Source organism: Bacillus sp. BS98, from assembly GCF_008432245.1.
In the GTDB taxonomy this organism is placed as follows: domain Bacteria; phylum Bacillota; class Bacilli; order Bacillales; family Bacillaceae_G; genus Bacillus_A; species Bacillus_A toyonensis.
Genome location: NZ_CP043830.1, coordinates 391,694 through 417,985, shown reverse-complemented (window position 1 = coordinate 417,985; position 26,292 = coordinate 391,694). Strand labels below are relative to the sequence as shown.

Genomic DNA, 26,292 nt, shown 5'->3' with positions numbered 1-26,292 from the left:
TCCCCTTTATTTATAACAACATAATGATTTAAATTATAATTTCTGTTTCTCTTATGAAAACGATTCCTCATATTGCTTTATCTTTTTTGTTACGCAACCGTTTTCATAAATCTATTTTAATAAAAGCGTTTTCACATTGCAATAGAAATTTATTTTTTTTCATAAAAAAAGATGCTCAAGGAGCATCTTTTTGTATTATGAAATGCGATAAACCCTTGTTTCATAAGGTTTTAACGTGATTGTAGTTAATTGTTCATGTTCCGCAACTTCATAGTTATTTAAAAGCAAACGTTTGCGTTCTAGTGCGAATAAAGGCTCATTATACACAGCTTCCTCTTTTGAGATATTACTAATTACAATGACTTTTTCATCCTGTAACGTACGTGTATATGCATAAATTTGTGGATCGTCCTCTAAAAGTAAATCGTACGTACCATAATTCAATACATCGTGCTCTTTTTTCAAGGCAATCATTGTCTTATAGAAATTGAAAATAGACTTTTCGTCATTTTTTTGCTTTTCAACATTAATTTCTTCGTAATTTGGATTCATGCCAAACCAAGGTGCATTTGTTGTGAAACCAGCATTCATCTCATCGTTCCACTGCATAGGTGTACGTGAATTATCACGGCAAGAAGCCCATATAATTTCCATCATATCTTGATGTGATACGCCTTCTGCAATCTTCTCTCGATATAAATTTTTAATTGCTACATCATCGTAATCTTCAATATTTGGTAACTGAACATTTGTCATACCAATTTCTTGTCCTTGATAAATAAACGGTGTACCGTGCATAAAGAAATACATCGCTCCTAGAGCTGTTGCACTTTCACGCCAATATTGTTTATCATCTCCCCACGTTGAAACGATACGTGGCTTATCGTGATTCTCGATATATAAAGCATTCCATCCTTTATTCTCTAATCCTTTTTGCCATTTCGTTAATACCTTTTTCAATCCTACAACATCAAGGTCTTTCTTCTTTTCTGCATCCCATAAGCTTAAATGTTCAAACTGGAATACCATATTGAATTTACCTTGCTCTTCTCCAACCCAAAGCTCAGCATCTTCAATCTTAACGCCATTCGCTTCACCAACAGTCATAATATCGTACTTAGAAAATGTATTTTCTTTTAACTCTTCTAATAAAGGTTGAATACCATCCACATTCATATGTTTATCAAAAGATGGTACATATTTTAATTCTTTTGGATTTGGCATATCGTTGAAGCCATCTTCTTTTTTAATATGGCTAATTGCATCAACACGGAAACCATCAATTCCCTTATCAAGCCACCAATTAACTGTATTGTATAACACTTCACGAACTTCTTTATTCTCCCAGTTTAAATCTGGTTGTTTACGTGAGAATAAATGTAAATAATATTGTTCTGTTACTTCATCATATTCCCATGCCGAACCATTAAAAATACTTTCCCAGTTGTTTGGTTCCGCACCATCTTTACCATCATGCCAAATGTACCAATCACGCTTCGGATTGTCTTTAGATGAACGAGATTCAATAAACCATGGATGTTCATCACTCGTATGATTAATAACTAAATCAATAATAAGCTTCATGTCACGCTTATGAACTTCATCTAATAAAGCATCAAAATCCGCCATTGTACCAAACTCATCCATAATATCTTGATAATCACTAATATCATAACCATTATCATCATTGGGAGACTTATACATTGGACAAATCCAAATTACATCTATACCTAAATCTTTTAAATAATCCAGCTTTGCAATAATACCTTGTAAATCTCCAATACCATCACCATTTGAATCCATAAAGCTTCGTGGATAAATTTGATAAGCAACTGCTTCTTTCCACCATGTCTTATTCATAGTCATTCTCTCCTTTTGCATCCCATCGGAAATTTTATGCAAACGTTTTCGTAACACTATCATAACAAAATATGAATAGTTTGCAACTGTTTTCATTGAACTCTATGTAGATTCCTTATTCTTATGCTTTATCCCGCTATTGGCCGGGCAGTAAGAACCCCACCTCAAAATTCAGCGAAAGCAAAGAAGTTCGGCGAGGATCGGGCTGCCCGTTAAAGTCCGATTGGTGAAGGCTAATAATCAGTGGGGGAGGAACAAAACTCCCACTGATTATTAGCCTTCACTTTATTTATTTCTCACAAAGGTAAATCTCATTCTTACCTGCTCTTGTCCACGCACGTTACATACGCTTTTCATATATTAATAAAAAGCACTGCTTATTTTAGAAAGGAGTGATAAATTGAAACAAACAAAATTAACAGGTCGTATCGTTGTTCCCTCAGATCCTGACTATGACGTAGCCCGAATAAATTTAAATTTAAGTATTCCAAAACTCCCTTGTATTATTGTTTTTTGCCAAAATAAAAATGATGTGTGTAATGCCTTAAAATGGGCACGTGAACGTCATATACCATTTCGCTTAAGAAGCGGACGTCATAGCTATGAAAATTTTTCTCTTTTAAATAGAGGACTTATTATTGATGTGAGTGAAATGCATCGCATTACTGTTAATACAAATAAATTAACAGCAACAATTGAAGCTGGTGCAAATCTTGGTACGGTTTATAAAGAACTTTGGAATTATGGTGTTACAATATCGGCTGGTACAAGTGCAAGTGTTGGAATTGTTGGATTAACACTTGGTGGTGGTATCGGTATGCTTTCACGCTTATTTGGATTAACATGTGATCAATTAGTAGAAGTTGAAATGGTACAAGCATGCGGTAAATTGGGCGCAAAAATCATTCGTGCAAACGAACAAGAAAACCCTAACTTGTTTTGGGCGTGCCGCGGCGGTGGTGGTGGAAACTTCGGAATTGTTACTTCTTTAACTTTTCGAGTACATCCTATAAAAAATGTATCAATCTTCTCCATCACATGGGAATGGGAAGATTTTATCGCTGCATTTCAAGCTTGGCAAAACTGGGCGCCTTATATAGATGAACGTCTCACTTCATCAATTGAATTATTCGCAAAGCAACAAAATAAAATTGAAGCACAAGGTGAGTTTGTTGGCTCTCCCTCTGAACTCCATTCCTTATTATCACCGCTTCTTGAAACTGGTACCCCCTCTCTCTTTATAGATGAAGTTCCTTATATAAAGGCTGTTGAATTTTTTAACAGTGGCAACATCCCTGAAAACTTCAAACGGTCCGGTTCCTACGTATATAAACCTATCCCTCTTAAAGGCATTCAGATTATGCAATATTTTCTTTCTCATGCACCAAATAAAGATGCGAGTATTTGGCACCAATCGCTCGTAGGTGCTGTGGAAAATATTTCGCCTACTGAAACAGCTTATTTCCATCGCAAAGCAATTATTGCGCAAGAATACATTACCTCTTGGAAATGCGATGATGAAGAAAATCGAAATATACGCTGGGTTAAAGATTTAAGAGAAAGCTTATATCCTTATACACTAGGTGATTATGTCAATTGGCCCGATATCGACATTAAAAATTGGCAAACTAGTTACTATGGCTCTAACTTTCACAGATTACGTAAAGTGAAAACTATATATGATCCTTGCAATGTTTTTCGTTTTCAACAAAGTATCCCACCCTTTCATACGTAAAAAAGGGGATAAAATAAAAAATCATCCAATATGCCGTTACCTCGCAGCATGTTGGATGATTCAAGTTGATTTTCTATATCTTTTCAAATTATTGCTCCTACTCATAAACTTTCAATTACGGATTAATTGTATTTCTCATCATTTTTATGCAATGAATGTAATTTAATATTTGGTACTTTATCTTTTTCAATACCGCTATTATAAGCAACAGGAATTTGAAATTCCAATTGTTTTGTCTCATGTTTTTGTAAATAGACTGGTTTCGGTACTGGATAACTTTTGGAAGTTTCTGTTGCATTATCATATAAAACAATTTTTAATGCTTGTGAATGATTACGATAATTTTTTAAAGTAACAATGCACTTTTGTTCAATATCCCCTCCATTCTTCTCCATTCTACATTGACTATCTTCTTTTTTATATTCTATCGCCTCTACCCCTGTTTTTCCTGCGTAGTACCATGTTTTATTCAATGTCTGGAGGATGTTATTTAGCATAAACGGCATCATTAAAATCAAAATACTAATGCCTACTACTTTTATCTTATTCATTGTTCTAAATGTACTAGATTTCTTTTTTACTAACCATTTTACAAATAATATAAATGCGATTACATGTAGTATGAAAGAAACGATTACTATATTTGAGACTTTATAATCCATATAAGTATATGTATATACCGGAACATTAAAGAAATTGAATAGTTTTTCCCCAATTAATTCATTATCGTTTGGAATTTTTAATAATAACAAAACCCCTATACTGTAACAAATATCTACTAATCGATCATACTCAATTCGGACCATTCTTTCTCTCCTTCCCCTTACTTTTTTATTATCGATTTTAGCTATTATTACCATGCTATACAATCTTTTTATAGAGGGTAACGTAAAAAAGCTCCTTATAAATATATAAAGAACTTTATTAATATACAGTATGAATTAGAAAATCCATATGCAATTTTCACATAGAGACTTCCTCAAAATATGTTGGATTATGTATTGTAATTTTCTTATCCAGAATCGTAACAATACTATCGTTTTTTAATTGTTTTAATACGCCGCTAACCGTCTCTCGAGACGTACCAGATATTTTCGATATTTCAATTGTTGTAAGTGGGCATGAAATTACAATCGTTTCGCCACTCTGTTCTCCTAAATCTTGCATTAAATAATTTAATGTTTGAATGACTCGATCTTGTGCATTAGGAATTGTAATGTTTTGCACTCGATTTTCGTTTAGTTTTAATATTGATGATAATTGCTGAACAACGTACATTAATTGCGTCCTACTAGATTTCACCATATCTTCAAAAATTACTGTCGGAATATAATATACCTCTACATCTGTCATCGCTTCTGCCGTATAGTTATATCCTCTGTCTGTAAACATACCACCATAAGGAAAAATAGAATACCGCTTTACATAGTCATCATATAATAAATTTCCACTTTGATTTACCCGCTCTAACTTTACAAAACCATCTAACATGAAGTAAATTCTTTCTCTTGAATCCCCTTCTAAAAATAAAAATTGACCCTTTTTATAAGTTCGCCAATAGACAAACTCCGTCAAACCTTTCAATTTCTTTTCTGTTAAATGAGCAAATAATTCAAATTGCTTTAAATCTTTAACTACGTTCCGTCTATTCATAAGATTCCCTCTCTCTTGCTGTATGTTGGAGCGAAAAATCAAGAAAGCGTATTCAAATTAAATTTTATCATAACTAACTTATATATTCAGATTTCATCATGAAAACTTTATGAACAATGATTACAAAAAATATTAATACATAAAAAGAATGAAGTTACTAACTCCATTCTTTTTTACTAATAAATAGCGTACATAATTATTTAAACATACATGCATACATTCTGTTTAGAAATAATAGTACCAGCTTTTTCTTCTAGTGCTTCATATACTTTTTCTAAAGACGTAATAATTGTTTTTCTTTTTGGATTTGTATTAACAAAATTAATAGCAGCTTCAATTTTTGGAAGCATACTTCCCGCAGCAAATTGTTGTTCTTCCATGTATTCTTCTAATTGATTCACTGTGACATGCTCTAATTTCTTTTGATTCAGTTGATTATAATTTACATACACATGATCAACTGCAGTTAAAATTACGAGCGTATCGGCATCTACTAATTCAGCTAATTTCTGCGCAGCGAAATCTTTATCGATAACCGCTTCAGTTCCTTTTAACCCTTCTTCAGAATCAATTACTGGAATTCCACCACCACCAACAGCTATCACTATATTTCCATCCTCAACTAAAGAATTAATTACTTTATGTTCATGAATACTTACAGGCTTCGGTGATGGAACAACACGTCTCCACCCTCTGCCAGCATCTTCTTTAAACACTGCTTTTGTTTCTTCCATTAATCTTCTGGCCTCTTCTTCTGTATAAAAAGGACCAATTGGTTTAGTTGGATTTTTAAATGCCTCATCTTTTTCATCCACGACAACGCGTGTTATAACCGTTGCTACGTCTTTTTTTATATTCCTTTTTTTCAATGCCTTTTCAATCGCATTTTCCATCCAATATCCAATCATCCCTTGGCTCATTGCACCACAAGTATCTAATGGCATTGCAGGTGTCTTTTCCGTTTCTGCAGCTTTTTGCTGTAATAAAATATTTCCCACTTGTGGACCATTTCCATGCGCAATTACTATATCTACATCATTTTCCATTATTTTCACAAGTTGTTCCGCTGTTTTTTCTAACGCTTCTTGCTGTGCTCCCGCAGTAGCTTTTCCAGACTGTATCGCATTTCCCCCTAGTGCAACTACAATTTTTCTTCGTTCCATATTTCAGCCCTCCAGTTGATTTCGATTTCACAACGCTTTATAAAGTAATACTGCCTGTAATTAATCCATAAATCGCAAAGAATGCTAAAGCACCAATTGCTACCGATGATGCTAATTCCACTCGAGTAAATATTTGCTTCGAACTCTTTTGCCTTTGAACATTGTAAAAAATAAAAATACCTGGCGCATATAAAGTCATTGTTAATAATAAATACTCTAAACCAGCTGCATAAACTAACCACACACCGTACATACTTGCTATCAAACCAATTATTATATTTTTATTTCGATCCGCTTCTTCAGACTTTAAGCTATGCTTCAGTTGATAAAATGCTGAAAAAGCATATGGGATTAAAATAGCTGAAGATGCTAATGAGAATGCAAAGTTATACGCCTGATCGGAAACGACGAATGTTAATAAGAACATTTGAATTAAGCCATTTGTTATCCATAATGAATTTATTGGAGCTTTATTTTTATTTTCTTTTGCAAACCATTTTGGAAATACTCCGTCTTTAGCCGCCAAATACGGAATTTCAGATGCGAGTAAAGTCCAACCTAACCAAGCACCTAATACAGAGATAACTAAACCTAAATTAATAAAGATAGCACCCCATTTTCCAACAACACTTTCAAATAAATAAGCCATAGACGGATTTTTTAAATTAGCAATATCTGCTTGCTGCATAAGTCCAAGAGACAGTAATGTAATTAAAATGTAAATGATGAGTGTACCAATTAAGCCAATAACCGTTGCTTTCCCTACATCACTTCTATTTTTTGCTCGACTTGATAAAACAACAGCCCCTTCTACCCCAATGAACACCCATAAAGTTACAAGCATTGTACTTTTAACTTGGCTGCCAACTGCTCCCCATGAAAAAGAACCAGTTTGTCCCCAAAATCCATCTAGGAACGTATCAATATGAAACGCGAAGATTCCTATAACAATAAATACAAATACAGGTACTAATTTTGCGATTGTAGTTACTAAATTCACAAGTGCTGCTGATTGAACTCCACGTAAAATTAACATGTGAACACACCATAATAATACGCTTGCACCAATAATGGATGCTACATTTTGACCGCCCTCAAAGATTGGGAAGAAATACCCTAATGAAGAAAACAATAATGTGCCGTAAGCTACATTACCAAGCCAGGCAGATAGCCAATATCCCCACGCACTATTAAATCCCATAAAATTCCCAAATCCTGCTTTTGCATAACTAAAAATACCACCATCTAAATTTGGCCGTTTTACAGTTAGATTTTGAAAAGATAATCCAAGCGCAATCATCCCAATTCCTGTTATAACCCAACCAATAATAATGGCTCCAGCACCAGCACCTTTTGCCATATCACTTGCTAAATTAAATGCTCCACCGCCAATCATAGACCCCACTACAAGCGCCGTTAATGTAAACAACCCTAATTTCTTATCTTCACCCATTCCACTCACCTCTCTTTAATTGCAATAACAATACGAAAGCAATAGTGAATGATAGTGTCTAAAGGAGGAGAAAGAAGAAAGGAAGACTCCCTTTCTTCTTTACTCCATGTTTCCTAAAGTAGCTGCCATAACCGCTTTAATTGTATGCATTCTATTTTCAGCCTGATCAAATACTTTTGAATGTTTACTGCGGAATACTTCGTCAGTTACCTCCATTTCTCTCAGCCCATATTTCTCATAAACTTCCTCACCATACATCGTTTCAACATCATGGAATGCGGGTAAACAATGTAAGAAAATCACGTTTTCATTCCCTGTTTCTTTAATCATTTTCATATTTACTTGATAAGGTTTCAATAACTCGACACGTTCAGCAAATTTTTCTTCTTCTCCCATAGACACCCATACATCTGTATAAATTACATCTGCATTTGCAACAGCTTCTTCCACATTACTTGTTATCATTACCTGTTCATTATATTTTTTTGCTAAATCAATTACTTCTTGCTCTGGCCATAAAGATTCCGGTGTACAAATACGTACATCCATTCCAACAATCGCTCCACCAACTAGTAAACTATTAGCAACATTATTTCGTCCATCTCCAACGTAAACAAGCTTCACATTTTTTAATTTCCCTACATGTTCTCTAATTGTTAATAAATCTGCAAGTGTTTGTGTTGGATGCCACATATCTGTTAATCCATTCCAAACCGGTACACCAGAATTTTGTGCTAAAGATTCTACAGTTTCATGATTAAATCCACGAAACTCAATTCCGTCAAACATACGTCCTAACACTTTTGCTGTATCCTCAACGGATTCTTTTTTTCCAAGCTGAATATCACCTTTCCCTAAATATTCAGGGTTCGCACCTAAATCTGTACATGCTACTGTAAATGCACATCGCGTACGAGTAGAGGTTTTTTCAAATAATAGCGCTACATTTTTACCTTCTAAATAATGATGTGGGACACCGTTTTTCTTTTTCTCTTTTAATTCTGCTGCTAAATCTAGAAAATATAGCAATTCTTCTTGTGTAAAATCTTTTTCAGCTAGAAAACTTCTTCCTTTTAAATTTGGTCTAGTCATTAACATACTTCATCCCTACTTTCTCCGTTATTTATACTAAATATCTTTACGAACAATTGGCATACTCATGCAACGTGGACCCCCACGCCCACGAGATAATTCCGAACTTAGCACCTCAATGACTTCTATACCATGTTCCCGCAATAACGTATTGGATACATAGTTGCGATCATATGTAACAACTACACCTGGCGCAATTGCTAATGTATTAGAACCATCATTCCATTGTTCACGAGCGGAAGCAATTGCATCTCCTCCTCCACAAGGAATAAGAACTAATTCACTTAAACCTAATACCTCTTTTAATGCTTCCATTAAAGAAGTGCGATGTGTAATTTTAAGAGTTTCCACATCTGGACCTTTTTCTAAAATATAAATATTCATATTTCCTTTTGGCCCTTGAATGGCTGGGTGAATTGTAAACTTGTCATAATCAACCATTGTAAACACTGTATCTAAATGCATAAATGCTCGGCATTTTGGAATTTCTATTGCTAACACTTTCTTAATTTTATTTTGTCGACTAAAAAGATTTTTAGCTAAACGTTCAATTGCTTTAGCTGACGTACGGGCAGATACTCCAATTGCAATTGTTTCTTCATTTAAAATTAGCTCATCGCCACCTTCAATTGGAAACTTATAATCACGATCTAGCCAAATTGGCACATTGTGATTTGCAAATCTTGGATGATATTTAATGATGTACTCCATGAATAATGATTCACGTCTACGCGCCGGTTCTCTCATCTTATTTATCGTTAATCCATCGCCCACGCTAGCTGCTGGATCACGAGTAAAATATAAATTAGGCATTGGGTCTAAGTAAAACGGATAATGATCTTCCATTAATTCATATAAATGTGTCTTCTTACTTGTTTCAATCTCGTTTTTCCGTACACCACCCATAATTTTTTGAATTAATTCTTCATTTGAAAAGGAAAGTAAATATTCTTTTAAAGTTTGATGTGCAACATTTACGTCAGCCTGTCCTTCTTCTAAAATACGATCAACAAATTCTTCTCGAAGTTTTTTATCTACTAATGCCTCAGCAGCTAGTTTTTCTAAATAAAGAACTTCAACACCCCGATTGCGTAATGTTTGTGCAAAATAATCATGCTCTTTTTGAATAATTGGTAAGTATGGAATATCGTCAAATAATAATTGTTGCAAATAATCTGGCGTTAAGTTTTCCACTTCTTTACCAGGTCGTTTTAATAAAACTGTTTGTAATTCCCCAATCTCTGAAGTAACATGTATCGGATGCTTCATTTGTTGTACCTCCTTTTAAATATGTTTGATGTCTTACAAGTACATAATAAATGCTACGCGCCTTCATCTTTGTGAAAGCATCCACATTATCATTGTGAAATATTAAACAAGTTATTTTTTTAAAATCATATGAATTTGTATTTTTATAACACTTCATCCCGATTTTTCAATAAAAAAACACATATATTACGCATATATGTTGAATATTTAACTTCCGTATTTAAACAAAAATCCTGTTTTTAATTTTTATTAAAAACAGGATTTTGCATCTAAATAATTAAATTTAACCTTTCTTCTAAAATCTCCCTATCTGATTTTGACTGAGAAATGATAAGGCATGTATCATTTCCACATACACATCCTATTTTTTCTTTCCAATCTAGCTCATCAAACAAAACACCAATAACATGTGCATTACCGGGTAATGTTTTAATAACCATTAATTGATCTACACAATCAATTTTTACAACAACCTCTCGTAATTTTTTCTTTAACTTTATATCAGTTTGTAAATGCTCTTCTGAGAAAAATTTATATATCATTAATCCTTCTTGAGAAGGTACCTTCGTTAAATTTAACTCACGAATATCTCGAGAAACTGTAGCTTGTGTTACTAATACATCTTTTTTTGCTAACAATTCTACTAATCTTTCTTGCTTCTCTATTTCATACTCCTTTACAAATTGTTTAATTAATCGTTGTCTTTTTTCTTTTTTCATAAAAGACACCCCTTTTAATATTATAGCTCGCTATAATTTTCATCCGAAAGGGACAGAAAAGAATGTTGCGGAAACGTTCATAGTTTAACTGTAAATATTAAATCAAACTAAATAAAAAAGAGAAGAACAGCATTCTGTTCTTCCTTTTACATTGAAAACCGTTCAATTGTTTGTTTTAAATCCGCTGATTGCTTCTCTAAGTCTTTTAATAATTGATCGATTGCTATCATATTTTTAGACTGTTGCAACGTCACACGTGCCACTTCTTGTGAACCAGCTGACGTTTCTTCCGCAATTGCTGCTACAGCCTTTGTTTGTGCTCCTGTTTGATAAATGTGATTCACTTGTTCATTCATATAATTACTAATTTGCTTAGTTGCATCGGCTACTTCCATAACACTTGATGACATTTCTTTTAAAATTAATTCTGTAGCTTCTCCGCGTTTTGCCTCTTCTTTAGCTGTCTTCACCTGCTCTGTCATTTTCAATGCGACTTGCTGTACTTCATCTTGCATATTCCGTAATAACTGCGATATGTTTCTTGCGGAATGATCACTTTCATCAGCAAGTTTACGTACTTCTTCTGCTACAACCGCAAAGCCCCTTCCATGCTCTCCTGCACGAGCTGCCTCAATAGAAGCGTTGAGTGCTAATAAATTTGTTTGGCTAGCAATCTCACTCACAACAGAAACAATGTGTTCAACTTGTTTCATTCGCTCTTCTAATTTCTGTACATTTTCCATCGAATCTTCATTTTCTCTCGCCAATGTTTGAATACCTTGAATTAAAGAAGTAAAGACACGTGTACTTTGTCCTAAAGCTTGAACCATTTCTGAAGACAACTCGTCAGACTGTTTTGCTTTTCCTTCTACTTCATTTGCAATAGAAGTCGTTGTATCAACAGTAGAAACGATCGCTTGAATCGATGCTGCTGATTGCTCGGCACCGGAAGAAATCTCCGCAAGGGTTTCAGACACACCTTGTGCTTGCTTTGTCGCTTCACCTGTTTGTTTTCTAATTTGCTGAACTTGATTATTTGTATACGAAAATGTAGTATCGATATTTTTTACCATGCCCCTTAAGTTCCCTAGCATCATATTAAATGCAACACTTAAAGATTTTATCTCATCATCGGTCTTTGGCAATGGGACATCTTCACGAATATCACCTTCAGCCGCTTTCCTTGCTGCTTCTTCCAACTTTCGAAGTGGTTTAATTAAAAATATTGCTGCCCCATACGCTAAAATTCCAGACCATACTACACCTAATAACATAACGATAATATTATAAACAGTTTGACTTACATAACTTTGAAAATAATCATATATAACGTAAATGAAAATTAAACTTGTTGAATATGTAATGAAAGCTAGAATTGTAGTAAATAACATAAGCTGTATACGCAAGCCAAAGGAAAATGTTTTTCTTTCTTTTCCCATCTCTTCTTTCCCCCTTCTTATAAGCAATATAAGTACTACCTATATATTATTATCCATATTTTCGTTATAGAAAGATATAGTGATTTTAAAAATCATTATTTCTTTGAATATTAAATCCCCTGAAAAAAATAAAGGATTCTGACAATTTATGACTAATAACAGAAATAAGGGGCAACATTTGTAAAATATATTTTTGACTGGGGGTTTTGTATGATTCAAGTTCGAAATCTAGTAAAATCATTTGGCTCACTTGATGTTTTAAAAGGAATTGATTTAGAAGTAAAAGAAAAAGAAGTTGTTGTTTTAATCGGTGCCAGTGGTTCCGGCAAAAGTACATTACTTCGTTGTCTTAACTTTTTAGAAATGTACGATGAAGGTGAAATTCACTTACAAGGTGAACGAATTGATCCAAAGCATTCAAATTTAAACAAAGTCCGTGAAAATGTCGGTATGGTTTTTCAACACTTTAACCTCTTTCCTCATATGACCTCACTAGAAAACATCATAGAAGCACCTATTCACGTAAAAAAATTGGAAACAGCAGACGCGAAGGACGTTGGGAATCAACTCCTACAAAAAGTCGGCCTACAAGATAAGGCGGATGTAACTCCTCACCTACTTTCAGGTGGTCAAAAACAACGCGTTGCGATTGCACGAGCTCTTGCTATGAATCCTAAAATTATGCTATTTGATGAACCTACCTCAGCCTTAGACCCTGAACTCGTTGGAGAAGTATTGCAAGTTATGAAAGAACTTGCTGAAGAAGGAATGACAATGGTGATTGTTACTCATGAAATGAATTTCGCAAGAGATGTAGCTGATCGCGTCATCTTTATGGATGACGGAAAAATTGTAGAGGATGCTCCGCCAGCGCAATTCTTTTCAGCTCCATCACATGAACGAGCAAAACAGTTTTTACGTAACGTTTTATAATGTAACTTCTATTTCAAACGTAAAGAAATACATTCATACGGTGCACAACTAATTGTCCAAATAAAATATCTCGATAACATACTTAAAACCATCCGTATGATCAATATATAGGAGGGGTCTTATGAAAAGAAAACTATTAACCATTGTTGCGAGTATTACACTATGTACATCATTCATACTGGGAGCCTGTAGTAAGGAAAGCTCGACTACTTCATCAAATGGTGAAAAGGAATTTCGTTATGCGATGAGTGGATTATACAAACCTTTTAACTATAAAGAAAATGACGGAAAACTTGCCGGATTTGATGTAGAAATAGGTGAGGCGCTCGCGAAAAAGATGGGAATGAAACCCGCTCCTATTACAAATCCGTGGGAAACGCTAATTCAAGGTCTACAATCAAAAAAATATGATGCGATATTAGGAAGTATGGCCATTACAGAAGAACGATTAAAAGCTGTTAGTTTCTCAAACCCATATTATCGCTCTGGTGCCCAGATTTTCGTAGCTAAAAAGAATACGTCTATCTCTTCTCCAGAAGATTTGAAAGGAAAGAAAATTGGTGTTGTAAAAGCTAGTACCTTTAAAACTCTTGTTTCAAAACATACAGATCAAATTACAGAATACGATAGTGATATTACCGCTCTTATGGACTTAGAGCCTGGGCGTGTGGACGCAGTAATCACTGATCAAATGGTTGGTCTTCGAATGATTAAAGAAGGTAAATCAAATATAAAAGAAGCTGGAAAACCATTAAATCTTGATGAAATGGGAATTGCTATTCGCAAAGATGATAAAGAAATGGTTAAAAAAGTAAATAAAGCTTTAGATGAAATCATTAAAGATGGTACGTACGAAAAGATTAGTAAAAAATGGTTTGGTCGTAATATTCTTGGAGAAGAGGCAAAAACGAAGTAAGTTAACTATTCAAAGATTCCATAAATCATGCCCCACTTTTTATGTGGGGTATTTCATTCCCTACTAAAATCTATACACTATGAGGTGAAACGCATGTTTGAAATTTTTATCTCTACCTACCCCACACTCTTAAAAGCTACTATTGTCACATTACAATTAACATTAACTTCCCTAGTACTCGGCTCATTAATTGGATTACTATTCGCTTTCTTTCGAATCTCTAACAATAAAGTTCTAAATAGTATCGCTCATGTCTACATCGCCATTATTCGTGGTACACCTTTAATTGTTCAAATCGCAATTCTCTATTTTGGTATTACATCTGTTGTTGTGTTCACCCCTTTTTGGGCAGGAGCAATTGCTTTAGCAATTCATAACGGTGCATATATTACCGAAATTTTCCGTGGATCCATTCAATCCGTTGACCGTGGACAATTAGAAGCTGCTCGCTCTTTAGGCATGCCTTACCCTTTGGCGATGCGCCGAATTATATTACCACAAGCATTTCGTCTATCTCTTCCTCCTCTAGGTAATCAATTTATTATTGGATTGAAAGATTCCTCACTTGTTGCTTACGTAGGACTGTCCGAATTATGGGGATCGGGTTTATCAATTGCCGCAAGTAACTTCCAACAATTAGATACATATGTAATCGTTGGTTTATATTATCTCGTACTCGTTCTCCTATTTACTTATTTTGTTAACCTTTTAGAAAAACGATTACAGCGCAAAGAGACAAACTCTATCCAAGTCCATACAAAGAATAAAAAAGAAGTTTCTTTATAAAAAAAAGCAAGCCTGAGATGGCTTGCTTTTTCACTGCAAAATATATCAAATTTTACTGATTTACTTTTTTAATACTCTCTTTTTCTTCTATATGTTCCTCACGATATGAAATATTATGAGGGTCTAATCCATTTCCTAAAGAACCGTAGAAATGTTCTCTATGCGGATCAACTAATTCACTTCCGTGATAATACACACGTGGTGTATTCCAAAGTGCTGCCAATGCTTTTGTCATCGGCATTTCGTGATAGCGTTCCGGCCACATTTCTTTAATCTTCTCTTTTACTAACGGATAGTATTTAGAGCTCATAGCAGGGAACAGATGATGTTCTGTATGATACGAGAAATTGAAATGTAAAACGTCTACCCAGCGCGGCACTGTTACTGATAAACAGTTTGCTAACGGATCATTTACTGGAACAATTGGATTTAAGCGGTGATTTGTTGCGATATATGCCATTACAATAAAGTTAGCAATTAACAACGGAATCACATATGCAAATAACCATTTTCCAGGTCCCATAATAAATAATAAACTAATCCAAACTGTCCAAGGCAAAAGAAGTTGAAGCCATACAGATTTTTGATTCGATGACTTAAATTCTTTTATAAAATGAAAGAACATTCGAGTTGAATGCAATGTAAATTGAATTGTTAGTGACAGGAAACTAAAGAATGAACGTACATGAAGAGGCATACGATATACCCAACTTAAAAACTTACTTTTTTTAAGCTTCTCAAGTGTCGGCCATGCATCTGGATCATTCTCTTCATGCTGTGTATGAACATGATGAGTTGCATTATGCCACTTTCTCCAAAGTTTTGGTCCTGTTGATAATGGCATAAATGCAATCGCGCCTAAAAAATCACGAAGCCATGCCTTTCTTACAACAGTTCCATGTAAAATTTCATGCCCTAAAAATCCAAGTGAAGCAAAACATAATCCAAGAACAATCGCAATTCCTAGATTCGCCCACACATTCAATTCAAATACACCAATCGATATTAACCCCGCCAATGCCACAAGCAAATAAGCCAGTCCACCAAATAAACGAGTAGGCACTGGTTTAAATGCTTTTTTCGGCAAATGTGGTGATACACGTGCTGCATACCACCCAAACGTATGAAGCTCCTTCATCCTTTTGCTCCTTTCTTATGCCGCGCCTTGCGCAACTTACATATATCAATTCTTGCTTCCAGATTGATTTTACTAGATGATCCAAAAAGCATCTATTATAAGGAAAATATACTCACTCTATCGTCACTTATTTTTCGCTTTTATTATCAATGAAAAACATTTCTCTTTTTACTCTCTATCAACCTTTCCACATGATGAATCATAACAATAGAATTTCTATATTGTCAACACCTTTTATGACCTAGTAATAAAAGGTGGTTATATTTTTATAATCATACTTTATTTCACTAAAGAAAATGTATAGATTCCATAAGGATTTACCCACTATATATAGACATTTTCTTAAACGCCATAGACTCTATCTCATTCAATAACTCCCTATGTAATCAACAAACAGAATCACTTGAATTTAGTTTTATATAAATCCTACCACTTCATAATGCCCCATCTAATTAATTATATTAAAATAATTTATAACCTCTTTTAATAAAAATAGACTACTTCTAAAACAACACACATGAATTTCATATATTATGGAAATATTAAAAGGAAAATTGTTCTAAAATCAGGAGGTTTCCGCAATGACAAGTGATACATTTCCACAACTGCCGCTATCTTATTGGATTGAATCTACTCAGTTTCCTACTTTCCCTCGTTTATCCGAAAATATAAAGACAAAAGTTGCTATTATCGGTGCTGGTATTACAGGTATTACTACTGCCTATTTACTTGCAAAAGAAGGCATCGATGTTGTTTTAATTGATTCTGGTCGTATTTTAAACGGAACGACTGGGCATACAACAGCAAAAGTAACAGCACAACATGATCTTATTTACGATGAATTAATAAATCATTTCGGTGTGGAAAAAGCCAGGCTTTACTATGAATCAAATAATCATGCTCTACAATTCATAAATGACACTGTGCAAACATATAAAATCGACTGTAATTTTTCAAATGAAGATTCATACTTGTATACAACTACTGATAACGGTTTAAGAAATTTATCGAAAGAATATGAAGCTTATCAAAAATTAAATATACCTTGTGACTATGTTCAATCTCTATCGATTCCTATTCCAGTACAATCTGCACTTGTAATGAAAAATCAAGCGCAATTCCACCCCCTCCTTTATTTGAAAACACTTTTAGAAAAGTTTGTGGAGATGGGAGGAAAGGTCTATGAACAAACAACAGCTATGGATGTGGAAAAAGGAGATTATCCACAAGTAATTACAAAAGAGGGGCATCGCATCACTTGTGAATATGTCGTCTCTTGTTCTCACTTTCCTTTTTATGATGCGAATAGCTTTTTCTTTACGCGAATGTACGCAGAACGCTCCTATGCTCTTGCAATAAAAGCAAAAACAGATTATCCAGGTGGCATGTATTTAAGTATTGATGATCCAAAACGCTCCTTACGCTATATAACAAACAATGGAGAAAAGTTGATTTTGATTGGCGGAGAGAGCCATAAAACGGGACAGGGAATAAATACGATGCTTCATTATGAAGCACTCTATTCTTTTGCTGAAGCAACTTTTGGAGTAGATGAAGTTCCCTATAGATGGTCAGCGCAAGATTTGATTACGCTAGACAAGCTCCCTTATATCGGACATATTAACGAAAGCAATCCAAATATATTTGTTGCAACTGGATATCGCAAATGGGGAATGACAACAGGAACTGCTGCAGCTCATTTACTGAAGGATTCCATTCTAAAAGTCCACAGCCCATATAAAGAGCTGTTTGCACCATCACGCTTTCATGCAAATCCAGATATAAAAACATTCCTTTCTCAAAACATTGATGTTGCTAAACATTTAATTGAAGGGAAACTTGAAACTGCATTACGTAAACCAGAGGATCTTGAAGTTGGCGAAGGATCCGTTGTACATGTCAACGGTAAACGAGCAGGTGCTTATAAAGATAAAGAAGGAAAACTACATATCGTCGATACGACTTGTACACACCTCGGCTGTGAAGTTGAATGGAATAACGGTGATTGTACTTGGGATTGTCCTTGCCACGGTTCTCGTTTTTCAATTGATGGCGATGTTATGGAAGGGCCAGCAGATCAACCATTAAAACGAGTTGATAACGAATAAAAAAACAAAGAAGTTCAACAAGAATCCTGTTGAACTTCTTTGTTTTTCATGACACCTTTTCATATAAATTTCGACATAAGAAGGGGAATATTAACAGTAAATAAAATAATATATTCATCTACAAATAAAAGGGGTGAATACTATGCAACCTTCTGCTCCACCTCATCTAGAATCTACAGAAACTATCTTTTCAAGCTCTATTACAAAACTTGTTGTTTTTATTTGTTGGCTCGCCATTCTAGCTGACGGATATGATTTAGGTATTTACGGTGCCGTTCTGCCAAAGCTTTTAGAAGACAACAGCTGGGCACTATCACCAGCTCAAGCTGGAACAATTGCCAGCTATGCTCTATTTGGGATGTTTATTGGCGCTATTCTAATCGGAACCATTACAGATTTAATTGGACGAAAGTGGACACTTATATGCTGTTTAGCTCTTTTTTCTATCACAATGGGCTTAGCTGCAATTGCTCCTTCTCCTGAATTATTTGGGCTATCTCGATTTATCGGAGGAATCGGATTAGGCGGTGTTATCCCAACGGCTTCCGCACTTACTGTTGAATATTCATCAAAAAAACGGCAATCTTTTATTTATGCTCTTATGTTTACCGGCTATCCTTTAGGTATCGTGTTAGGTGCTATTTTATCCATGTTTATGTTAGAAGATTTCGGATGGAGAATTATGTTTGGCATCGGAATGATTCCGCTACTCCTCATTCCTTTCATTATTCTTTATTTACCTGAGTCCATTCAATTTTTATTATCGCGGAATCGACAAGAAGAAGTGAACAAAATTCTTAATCGCTTTCAAATTGAATTCCATGTAAAAGATGAAATTTCTGAAGCACCATCTAATATACAAAAGAAAAATGGATTTCTTACGTTATTCTCAAAAGAATACATAAAAGCAACGCTACTTTTTTGGATCACTTATATAATGGGAATGTTTTTAATATACGGTTTAAATACTTGGTTACCACAGATGATGCGTCAGGCAGGATATCCTCTTGGATCTAGTTTATCATTTCTACTTATGCTAAATATTACTGCAGCTATCGGCGCATTATTTGCCGGGGCGATTGCCGATCGTATAGGAGCAAAAATTGTTATTAGCATCTCCTATCTTATGGCAGCCATATGTATTGGACTACTAACAATTAAACCCTCTGTTACAATCATTTATCTTTTAATTGGTCTTGCTGGAATTGGATCAGTTGGTATTACTCAAATATTAAATGCTTATGTAACACAATACTTCCCATCACATATACGAGCTACCTCCTTAGGCTGGGGACTTGGACTTGGCCGAGTTGGTGCAATTGCTGGACCTATTCTTGTCGGTATTATTATGACAATGCAATATGACTTAGCATGGAATTTTTACTTATTCTCTTTTGCAGGTCTTATCGCAGCTATATCTGTTTTCTTTATTCCTACAAAATAAAGTGAAACTTTAATCAGTGTTGTGGTGCATCCCCAGCTGATTATTAGTCCACACCAATCAGGCGTTTACGGGCAGTAAGGCTCCCACAAATAGCGGGATAAAAAAAGAGCACAAATTTACTTGTGCTCTTTTTTATTTACTTCAAACAACATATTTCTAAATAGTGTATTCAAACTCTCAATATCAATCCCTAATCCCTTTTCAATCCCTTTCACGTATTGCTGATAATAATCAATTTGTTCTTCTAAAAATTGATTTAACACTTGAATTTTCAATCCAACATCTAATTCCGTACCCGCTTTTTTCTTTATTAACAACTTCTCAATCTCATTCAATACACTACGTTCTATAGATAGTTCTGTAATCAATCGATTAAATTCTACTGGAGGTAATGTCCCTTTCTCTTCTAGCCACTGACAAGCTAAAATAGGACGTAATACATAAAAGTACTTTTTCAACTTTACATTCTCGCCTTGCAAAAATTCACGATAATTTTTTGAAGCCATATGTAAGTAATGATATATCGTTGCTTTTGGATCAAAATTCTTTTCACTCATTTGCTGAAGCTGCTCTGGAAAGTTAGAGTTTTTCGAATAAAAAATTGGTGATCGAATCCACTCAAGTAAAGCTGGGTTTGACTTTCCAAACAGTTGTAATGCCTTTTTAATATCCCAGCCACTTATATCTAAATCATCACTAATCGGATACTCAATTACATCTCGTTTATCATGAATTGATAAATACCACTCTACCGGATGCATATAAACAAATCTAACATCATAATCACTATCTTTCGATGGAAATCCCCAAGCACGACTCCCTGATTCCACTGCAAATAAGATTTTCACATCATTCTCTTTTTCAATTCTTGCTAATTCCGCTTTAATTTTCTCTCTCATTTCATACCCTCTCCATTTTTTGATTATTTCCTTGGAAATTCGACAAATATATTACTAAGCTTACTACATACTAAAATAGCTGTCAGAAAATTCCCGACAGCCTACCAAAATCCCTTATTTTTTACTTGTTCTTTTCTGTTACACTAACCGCAATTCGTTCAAACTCTTTTTGAATTTCCTCTTTATATGCATCCACTTTTGAAAAATCCATAGCAGCAATATAAATTCGTTCTAATTTATCACGAACTGATTTTGCTTTTGCTAAGAAAGACATCGCCTCATTCATTTTTGCTTTATATTGAATGGAAACGTCACGAATTTCTGTAGCATACTTCTCATCCGTCCCCGGTTTAACAATAAGAGCATACATATCTATAATCTCATCACCCACGCGACTTGGAAAATATTCATGTGGTGCGGTACTATCAAAAATTGCAAATCCTAATTCTCTTACAATAACCATATCAAGACTATTCGGGTCAAATCCGCAATGATATACTTCAACGTCAAAACCTTTTTCTTCTGCTGCCTTCGATAACTTTTTGAGCATTGTTGATTTTCCAGAGCCCGGGCGTCCTTTTATAAAATAACGATGTGGCAATCCTTCTGTTAAATTAGGAACAAAATCAACTGCTCCTTTCGGTGTAGCTGCTCCTAAAAAGCGATGTTTCACAAGCGATTGTTTCCCTCCTTTATCTGTAAATAGCTTCTGAATCAGCTGATCTGTTAGTTCATTTGCTTTATTAAAATCAATGTTATTAATATATATTTTCTCCCACTCATCATGTATAATTAGCGCCTCGTGAAAACAAGCGTAAGCAGTTTGAAAAGCTTTGCTTGCTTCTGAAACAAATCGTTCAATTTCCACCTTCTGCTTTCTTAATTTATCTGAGTCCCAAGCAACCCCTAAATTGATATACTCCTCAACAACTCCTGGCATTTTTGGCTCGATAACATGCGGAGATGTTCCATCAACAATTCCTACTTTTAGCTTCGGGATAATTACACCATCAACCGATTTATTATCGGAAGAACAATGCAAAAGCTCAATATCATATCCTTTTTCAACCCATTCACGACCTATTGCCTTAATTAAAGAAGATTTTCCCGTTCCTGGACCACCCTTTAAAATAAACAACCTATCTAGCCCTTTTAAATTCTCTTCGTATAAATTATGAAATCCTCTAGCTGTATTACCACCAGCATAATAATTTAACACATTCCCTGTCACTGCACTCACTCCTTCGCAACAGTCTACTTACATAAGCTACAATATGCGAGCAACTTTATTTGGGTGAACACCTAATTTGTATTGCATGAAAAAAGGAAATGAATTACAATTCTAAATATCATGAATATTTCGAATTCCGAAACTGAATAAACCTTTATCAAGAGAGGCAGAGGGACCGGCCCTTTGAAGCCCAGCAACCTCAGTTTATAAGAACCGAATAGGTGCTAATTCCTGCAAAATGCATTGCATTTTGGAAGATAAAACGCAACTAGTATGTAAAGCCCATCTTTCTTGATCATGAAAGATGGGCTTTTTATTATTTGAAAAACATATATTGGAGGTATTTAAAATGAAAGTAATTGATCTATCACAAACGTTTGAAAATAATATGTCTCAATTTCCCGGAACACCAACAATCCAACTAGAAGCCATTACAAGCGTTGAAGAAACGGGATATCAAGTTACAGATTTCCATTCGGTCGTTCATGTCGGTACACATTGCGACGCTCCTGCGCATTTTATTTCTGGTGCAACAACGATTGATCAATTGCCCCTTGATCAGTTTGTAGGTGAAGCAGTTCTCATCGATGTCACTCATGTTCAAGAGAGAAAACTCCCTAAAGAAGTATTGCATAATGCCGACATAAAAAAAGACGATATTGTCATTTTCCATTCTAATCTATCTAATAAATGGAATACAGAAGCTTATGAGAAAGAAGCATTTTATCTTTCCGAAGAATTAGCTGAAGAACTAGTTGAATTAAAAGTAAAATCAGTCGGTTTAGATTTTATTTCTCCCGATGAGGTAACGACAGAAACATCACCCATTCATCACATACTGTTAGGCAATAATATTTTCTTAATTGAAAACTTAACAAATCTAGATGCTATTAAAGCGAAACGTTTCTTTTTCTCAGCAGCACCTTTAAAAATTAAAAATAGTGACGGTGCTTTCGCAAGGGCATTCGCTGTTATTTTTTAAAATATGGACTACAAAAAAGCAAAGATCATCACTGACCTTTGCTTCTATATTTTTTATTTACATTAAGGAAAAATTGTTCCAACCGGGGACGTACCCAAGCTAAATAATCTTTCTCTTTCTTCTTTGTACAAGCTATCTCTTCCCCATCTACCATTCCAACAAGTTCTAGCTCTAACAGTTGCCTCGTGAATGCTAGTATATTTACTTCTTCTGCTGGATACTCTTCTTTTAATTTCTCCTCAATTTCTCCCAATAAAAAACCGTCACGCATCATTGCCAATGCATCAATCCAAAGTGGCGGCATTTCATATTTTTCTCCTGTAATTGTATCTTTTACAATATAATTCTTTTGCTCTTTTCGAAATTGAATCGTGTGTAAGCATACAGTCGAATTTAATGTTAATTCCATCAATACCACCTCTTTCATCATATCTGCATAGAAAAAAGGATGCGCGGGCACCCCTTCTTTTCTTTTCATAACACTACCGAACCGTTACATGAGTAACCAATCTCATGTCGATATTTTCCTCCATTATAAACGAAGTATTTTATAAAAAAAACCCTTCTTGAAACATTTTATTAAATGTTTATATTTACACAAGAAGAACACTTTTCTGAAAAATATTTTCTTCTACTTCGCTACATCGTCGGTAAATAAATTTCCACTTTCGTTCCCACACCCATACTACTTTGGATCGTGATACTCCCTTGATGTTCCTTAATAATTTTATATGTAATCATTAACCCAAGTCCTGTACCAGTCTCCTTTGTTGTGTAAAACGCCTTGCCGATTTTTTCTAACTTCTCATTCTCTATACCAAATCCTTGGTCTTCAACAGAAATACACAAATGTCCTTGCGTTTTTTGATATGCACGAATATGGATTTCTCCACCCTCTGGCATTGATTCTATTCCATTTTTAATGATATTTAATAACACTTGTTTTAATTGCTTGTCATCACCGTTTATAGCCGGTAAATTCCCATCTACTTGTAAATGACATTTAACTCTATATTGCGTTGCATAACTTTCCATTAGATGCACAACATATAGAAGGATGTCTCGTATATTACACCTTTCATAATTTGTTGGCTTTGGTTTTCCTAACAACATCAATTCACTAACAAATCCATTGACTCTTTCAATTTCTTGTAGCATAATGTCGTAGCTCATCGTATCAGTTGGATTTCTTTCTTTTTGCATTTGCGTAAACCCCTTCAAAGCCGTTAATGGATTTCGGATTTCATGCGCAATTGTTGTAGACATAGTCCCAATTACAGCTAAATTTTCCGTCTCTTTCATATTGTTCATCATTTCAACAACCGTTCTTACATAAGATTGAAATCGTTTCAACAAAGAATGTGAAATAATGAAATAGAATACACATAAGACAAGCGGAATCACAACTTTTAGATCTTGTAGTATCAATGTAAAAAGTACGTACTTTCCAATTACACTAAAGGAAACTAAATAAAAATATTTTCTGTTCACGAAAACCGGTGCAAATAAAATTAATAACATTTCTACCATACTACCATGTTCAAAAGCTCTATCCGTTCGCAAATAAATCATTAAATTATTTATAAGATTGATAAACATGTAGCCAAATAAAAATAAATATTTTATAGAATATACATAACCTCTTTTTTGAAGATACATTGAAATAGGGAATAATGCTATTACAAATATATATACGCCTATCCCAAGGCTTCCTTCTGGCCACCCTACCGTTGTTCCATTAATATTCATAGCAGGATATACAAAATAATATATAGCGTCATATGAAAAAAATATAATATAGAATAATAATATAAATACCTTTAAAGCTTTTCTTTCTTCATAAATCAAGCTCTTGTATTTGTTCATATAAAAACTCCCCTTGATCGATACGAAAAAAAATCCCCACCGTTATCTCCTTAAATTATAAGTATGAAATTGCTTTCAGGGCAATACGTAACCTTATAATACTAAAAAGGAAGGAGACTTCTCCTTCCTTTCTAGTCACAACTTATATCCATCTGACCCTATCATGTAGCAGTCCATCCGTAAAATCATTATGCCCTATTACAAAATCCTTCATATATAAATTTAAATATTCACCGTACTTACTTTCTGTATTTAATAATAATTCCTCGACATAATAAGCACCTTGTCCAAAGTGATCTAAAAGTAAACTACACAAACCTGCATAAATTCCGCACCCTACTTGGAAGTAAGTTGCATTCGTTTTATATTTATGAAAAACTTGGCTACTATTCATTACGTTATACATATACGTCTCGCCATTTTCATAAACGAGTAATACACCTACTAGATCCTCTCCTGCAACCTCTTCTTCCGCTGGATTGAATACTTTACGATTCCAGTTCCATAAATCTTCTACTTTATCTAAGTTCTGTCTAATTACATTTGTTGTATACTCATTAATTCGGTAAAGAAAACCAACTTCCATGTTGAAATTTTTCCCTAAAATTAAAACTTCCTCATGTGGCATTAAGCAACCATAAAACTCTCTTTTTCCTAACTTCACTTTATACTCTGAAGCATATACATCCTCATAAAAATAAAGAGGACGATGATGACTCATATACATCGGATAACTCCATATCGCTTCGTCTAGAAATCGCTCTACTGCCCATGACGTATAAAGTGTATACGGCTTTATAAGTGCCGTATCATTCAAAAACGACGTATCATGTTCTACAATATAGCATGCTTGTGGCTGTTCATTCGGCCGTTCTTTCATAAGTTCAACAACCATCCATTGAACAACACCTGGATTCATACCTGAACCTATAATCGCTTTTGTATTTGTAAATTTTTCTTTCTCTTTCTCAAACCTCGTATATCGTTCCGTAAGCTGAAATCCAAGTAAACTATCGTCCTGATCTACTGCCTCATTTTCCAAAGCTGAATTAATATAAAAGATCCCAAGTTCATTACAACAGCTCAGTACCCTGATCGTATCTGCACCCGAAACATCAATAACAACACTCGTACTTTTTTCTGTTAAATGCTGTTTAAATTTCACTACATCTTGAAGGTCTATTTCATATAATGACAAATGACCTTTCAAATTTGGAAACAACTCATCATAATAAGCCCTATCTTTTTGTTTTATATCAACCAAATGAAATGTAACATTCTTTATCACTTCATAAATTGGATCTTTTTCATTTGCTATCGCTTGATTTAAAATTGCTAAAACTGCCTTCGCTGCTCCACCAGCACTACCAAGTAATGTAATCGATAACGAATTTGGAAACGGCTCCACAAATAAAACCCCTTTAGTAAATTAGTTGAGCAGTTCTTCCTCAAAAAATAAATTGAATACATCAAAAGGTGGCTCGTACATATTTTTTATAATTTAGCACAAGATTGCCTCTTCAAAAATCATACTAACATAATTTATATTCAATTCATTTTTCCCCTCATATCCAAATCGAACTAAACAAACAGGCCCGACCTTTCC

The 26,292-nt window shown here is 34.4% G+C and carries 22 protein-coding genes and 1 riboswitch; of the genes, 7 read left to right on the top strand and 15 right to left on the bottom strand.

From position 1 onward, the window contains the following. Window positions 1–195: 195 nt before the first annotated feature. Window positions 196–1,860, bottom strand: coding sequence for a glycoside hydrolase family 13 protein (locus F0362_RS02215; protein ID WP_001044719.1), 1,665 nt, complete (start codon window positions 1,858–1,860; stop codon window positions 196–198). Window positions 1,861–2,260: 400 nt separating this feature from the next. Here F0362_RS02215 and F0362_RS02210 point away from each other — a divergent pair, with 400 nt between their 5' ends. Beyond that, the gene (locus F0362_RS02210; RefSeq protein ID WP_149889626.1) at window positions 2,261–3,595 is read left to right on the top strand and encodes an FAD-binding oxidoreductase; all 1,335 of its coding nucleotides are present in this window, start codon (window positions 2,261–2,263) and stop codon (window positions 3,593–3,595) included. 122 nt (window positions 3,596–3,717) lie between these two features. Here the strand turns inward: F0362_RS02210 and F0362_RS02205 are convergent, their stop codons facing one another. The 8 genes from F0362_RS02205 to F0362_RS02170 form a co-directional block, all read right to left on the bottom strand. Further along, window positions 3,718–4,401: a hypothetical protein gene (locus tag F0362_RS02205; protein WP_000251634.1), complete on the bottom strand. Its 684-nt coding sequence runs from the start codon at window positions 4,399–4,401 to the stop codon at window positions 3,718–3,720. Window positions 4,402–4,558: 157 nt separating this feature from the next. Continuing rightward, window positions 4,559–5,248: a Crp/Fnr family transcriptional regulator gene (locus tag F0362_RS02200; protein WP_001081910.1), complete on the bottom strand. Its 690-nt coding sequence runs from the start codon at window positions 5,246–5,248 to the stop codon at window positions 4,559–4,561. A gap of 200 nt (window positions 5,249–5,448) precedes the next feature. After that, window positions 5,449–6,411 (bottom strand): carbamate kinase, encoded by a 963-nt coding sequence (gene arcC / locus F0362_RS02195; RefSeq protein WP_149889625.1) that lies wholly within the window; start codon window positions 6,409–6,411, stop codon window positions 5,449–5,451. A 37-nt stretch (window positions 6,412–6,448) separates the two neighbouring features. Next, window positions 6,449–7,864 (bottom strand): arginine-ornithine antiporter, encoded by a 1,416-nt coding sequence (gene arcD, locus F0362_RS02190; protein WP_000503417.1) that lies wholly within the window; start codon window positions 7,862–7,864, stop codon window positions 6,449–6,451. A gap of 99 nt (window positions 7,865–7,963) precedes the next feature. Continuing rightward, window positions 7,964–8,962, bottom strand: a complete 999-nt coding sequence (argF, locus tag F0362_RS02185; protein ID WP_000930304.1) for an ornithine carbamoyltransferase — start codon at window positions 8,960–8,962, stop codon at window positions 7,964–7,966. Window positions 8,963–8,992: 30 nt separating this feature from the next. Beyond that, window positions 8,993–10,225 (bottom strand): arginine deiminase, encoded by a 1,233-nt coding sequence (gene arcA / locus F0362_RS02180; RefSeq protein WP_000682324.1) that lies wholly within the window; start codon window positions 10,223–10,225, stop codon window positions 8,993–8,995. 269 nt (window positions 10,226–10,494) lie between these two features. Further along, a complete protein-coding gene (gene argR, locus F0362_RS02175; RefSeq protein ID WP_000711836.1) occupies window positions 10,495–10,944 on the bottom strand; it encodes an arginine repressor in 450 nt (149 codons plus the stop codon). Window positions 10,945–11,090: 146 nt separating this feature from the next. Further along, on the bottom strand, window positions 11,091–12,383 hold the full coding sequence (locus F0362_RS02170) for a methyl-accepting chemotaxis protein (protein WP_000514184.1): 1,293 nt from the start codon (window positions 12,381–12,383) through the stop codon (window positions 11,091–11,093). Window positions 12,384–12,593: 210 nt separating this feature from the next. Here F0362_RS02170 and F0362_RS02165 point away from each other — a divergent pair, with 210 nt between their 5' ends. From F0362_RS02165 to F0362_RS02155, 3 genes are all read left to right on the top strand, one after another. Continuing rightward, a complete protein-coding gene (locus F0362_RS02165) occupies window positions 12,594–13,316 on the top strand; it encodes an amino acid ABC transporter ATP-binding protein (RefSeq protein ID WP_000616929.1) in 723 nt (240 codons plus the stop codon). A 121-nt stretch (window positions 13,317–13,437) separates the two neighbouring features. After that, a complete protein-coding gene (locus tag F0362_RS02160) occupies window positions 13,438–14,232 on the top strand; it encodes an ABC transporter substrate-binding protein (protein ID WP_000823745.1) in 795 nt (264 codons plus the stop codon). A gap of 93 nt (window positions 14,233–14,325) precedes the next feature. Continuing rightward, window positions 14,326–15,018 (top strand): amino acid ABC transporter permease, encoded by a 693-nt coding sequence (locus tag F0362_RS02155; RefSeq protein ID WP_000461553.1) that lies wholly within the window; start codon window positions 14,326–14,328, stop codon window positions 15,016–15,018. A gap of 52 nt (window positions 15,019–15,070) precedes the next feature. Here the strand turns inward: F0362_RS02155 and F0362_RS02150 are convergent, their stop codons facing one another. Then, window positions 15,071–16,156, bottom strand: coding sequence for a Delta(10) desaturase DesB (locus F0362_RS02150; RefSeq protein WP_000661221.1), 1,086 nt, complete (start codon window positions 16,154–16,156; stop codon window positions 15,071–15,073). A 581-nt stretch (window positions 16,157–16,737) separates the two neighbouring features. Here F0362_RS02150 and F0362_RS02145 point away from each other — a divergent pair. Continuing rightward, window positions 16,738–18,264: an FAD-dependent oxidoreductase gene (locus F0362_RS02145; protein ID WP_000199982.1), complete on the top strand. Its 1,527-nt coding sequence runs from the start codon at window positions 16,738–16,740 to the stop codon at window positions 18,262–18,264. Window positions 18,265–18,406: 142 nt separating this feature from the next. Continuing rightward, window positions 18,407–19,708, top strand: coding sequence for an MFS transporter (locus F0362_RS02140; protein WP_001183101.1), 1,302 nt, complete (start codon window positions 18,407–18,409; stop codon window positions 19,706–19,708). Window positions 19,709–19,824: 116 nt separating this feature from the next. Here F0362_RS02140 and F0362_RS02135 read toward each other — a convergent pair whose 3' ends face one another. Next, window positions 19,825–20,607, bottom strand: a complete 783-nt coding sequence (locus F0362_RS02135) for a nucleotidyltransferase domain-containing protein (protein ID WP_001208277.1) — start codon at window positions 20,605–20,607, stop codon at window positions 19,825–19,827. Window positions 20,608–20,728: 121 nt separating this feature from the next. Further along, window positions 20,729–21,838, bottom strand: coding sequence for a PRK06851 family protein (locus F0362_RS02130; RefSeq protein ID WP_000147482.1), 1,110 nt, complete (start codon window positions 21,836–21,838; stop codon window positions 20,729–20,731). A gap of 151 nt (window positions 21,839–21,989) precedes the next feature. Next, window positions 21,990–22,102: riboswitch (SAM riboswitch) on the top strand. A gap of 85 nt (window positions 22,103–22,187) precedes the next feature. On the opposite strand from F0362_RS02130, the gene F0362_RS02125 reads away from it, so the two are divergent. Next, window positions 22,188–22,820: a cyclase family protein gene (locus F0362_RS02125; RefSeq protein WP_000862990.1), complete on the top strand. Its 633-nt coding sequence runs from the start codon at window positions 22,188–22,190 to the stop codon at window positions 22,818–22,820. Window positions 22,821–22,848: 28 nt separating this feature from the next. Here the strand turns inward: F0362_RS02125 and F0362_RS02120 are convergent, their stop codons facing one another. The 3 genes from F0362_RS02120 to F0362_RS02110 all read right to left on the bottom strand — a co-directional run bounded on the left by F0362_RS02120 (window position 22,849) and on the right by F0362_RS02110 (window position 26,094). Next, a complete protein-coding gene (locus tag F0362_RS02120; RefSeq protein WP_000424106.1) occupies window positions 22,849–23,229 on the bottom strand; it encodes a hypothetical protein in 381 nt (126 codons plus the stop codon). Between the two features lie 230 nt (window positions 23,230–23,459). Beyond that, entirely contained in the window at window positions 23,460–24,686 is a 1,227-nt protein-coding gene (locus F0362_RS02115) for an ATP-binding protein (protein ID WP_001046092.1), read from the bottom strand. Window positions 24,687–24,828: 142 nt separating this feature from the next. Beyond that, window positions 24,829–26,094: a hypothetical protein gene (locus F0362_RS02110; RefSeq protein ID WP_000433167.1), complete on the bottom strand. Its 1,266-nt coding sequence runs from the start codon at window positions 26,092–26,094 to the stop codon at window positions 24,829–24,831. Between the last annotated feature and the right edge of the window lie 198 nt (window positions 26,095–26,292).